Origin of the sequence: Arcicella rosea, from assembly GCF_014204325.1 — a bacterium.
GTDB classification, from domain to species: domain Bacteria; phylum Bacteroidota; class Bacteroidia; order Cytophagales; family Spirosomataceae; genus Arcicella; species Arcicella rosea_A.
The window spans coordinates 1-1544 of record NZ_JACHKT010000069.1 but is presented as its reverse complement, the minus strand read 5'-3'; the positions used below and the strand labels follow the sequence as shown (position 1 = coordinate 1544).

At 32.6% G+C, this 1544-nt stretch carries 2 protein-coding genes; both read right to left on the bottom strand.

Annotation, left to right across the window (positions count from 1 at the left end):
• Positions 1 to 102: 102 nt before the first annotated feature.
• Positions 103 to 387, bottom strand: a complete 285-nt coding sequence (locus HNP25_RS21590; protein ID WP_184137841.1) for a hypothetical protein — start codon at positions 385 to 387, stop codon at positions 103 to 105.
• Positions 388 to 527: 140 nt separating this feature from the next.
• Positions 528 to 1289 (bottom strand): triose-phosphate isomerase, encoded by a 762-nt coding sequence (gene tpiA / locus HNP25_RS21585; RefSeq protein WP_184137839.1) that lies wholly within the window; start codon positions 1287 to 1289, stop codon positions 528 to 530.
• Between the last annotated feature and the right edge of the window lie 255 nt (positions 1290 to 1544).

Sequence of the window (1544 nt, the reverse complement as noted above, 5' to 3'; positions counted from 1 at the left end):
TGATTTTTCTCATCCTTAAAGGCTGTTTTGATGCTTGGTCGCTCAAATTTCAGCCTTTTTGTTTTCAAGAACAAAATCTTCGGGTAGAGTACTTTTGAACAATTAACTTAAATCATAACACACTATGAAACCAGATAAAAGACAGCCTACTTTTACTTTTTGACCAATATTCCAATGAATATTTACATTCCTATTTTCGACCAGTGTGTTCATGGCTGGAAGAATATAGATAAAATCCTCGAAATGAATATTGTCTTTGAAGTCAATAAAAGCTTTTGAAATATCTAAAAAGTTGATAGAAGACAAATCGTTTACTTTTTGATAAGCTTCTTCATTGGTATTTTTTAGATATAGTTTTGCAAGAGAATTGAGTTTTTTAAAGAGCATATATTAGTAACGCAATTGAGAGAATAATAAGCTTTCAAGAGGATTGATGTTATTTATATTAACCAATAAAACTAAAAGGTTGTGGTGCAAAACATTCTTTAAATAAGCCCGTTTAGTTTTGCTAAACGGGCTTCAAGATTTTAAAATGATTTGGCAATGTTTGTAAATTCACGAGATTTTAACGATGCACCACCGATTAATCCGCCATCTACATCTGCACAAGCAAACAATTCTTGAGCATTTTTTTCATTACAGCTTCCTCCATAAAGAATTGAAGTATTGTCTGCTGCTTCCTGACCATATTTTGTTGCCAAATGTCCTCTTAAATAAGCGTGCATTTCTTGTGCTTGCTCAGAAGAAGCCGTTAAGCCAGTTCCAATTGCCCAGATTGGTTCGTAAGCGATTACCACTTTAGCGAAATCTTCTGGAGAAAGATGGAAAAGGCTGTCTGTCAACTGAGAAGCTACAAAAGCTAGAAAATCTCCACCTTGACGTAATTCTAATGTTTCACCACAACAGAAAATAGGCGTTAAACCATTTTCAAGAACGATGTTTACTTTTTCAGCTAATTGTTCATTTGTTTCTTTGAAATACTCACGACGTTCTGAGTGTCCAAGAATTACATGAGTAACGCCAATTGATTTCAACATAGAAGCCGAAATTTCACCAGTATATGCACCAGAAGCTTTATTAGAACAATTTTGTGCTGCAATGCCAATATTTGGAGCTGTTTCTGTATATTTTTGAAGTGTCGATAAGTAAATCGCTGGTGGAGCAATAATTACTTGCACATCAGTATTAACTTCGTCTTTCACCATATTTACAACTTCTGATGCCAAAATCAAGGCTTCTTCAGCTGTTTTATTCATTTTCCAGTTTCCTGCTACAATTTGCTTTCTCATTGTTTTTTGGTTAATTATAAATTAGATATTTTGACAAAAGTACTTCTTATCACAATTCTAAAAAACAAAAACCTACAAGTATCTTTCTCTTCAATGCGAATATTTTCAAAATTTCACTAGAAAGACAACGGAAGGAATAGAAAGGTTGGAATTAATTTTCATAAAATTTTAGGCTCAATCCTTAAATTAGGCTGATGACTTTTAATGTATATTTTTGTATTCAAAACATATAAGATATGCAAATACAACTACATA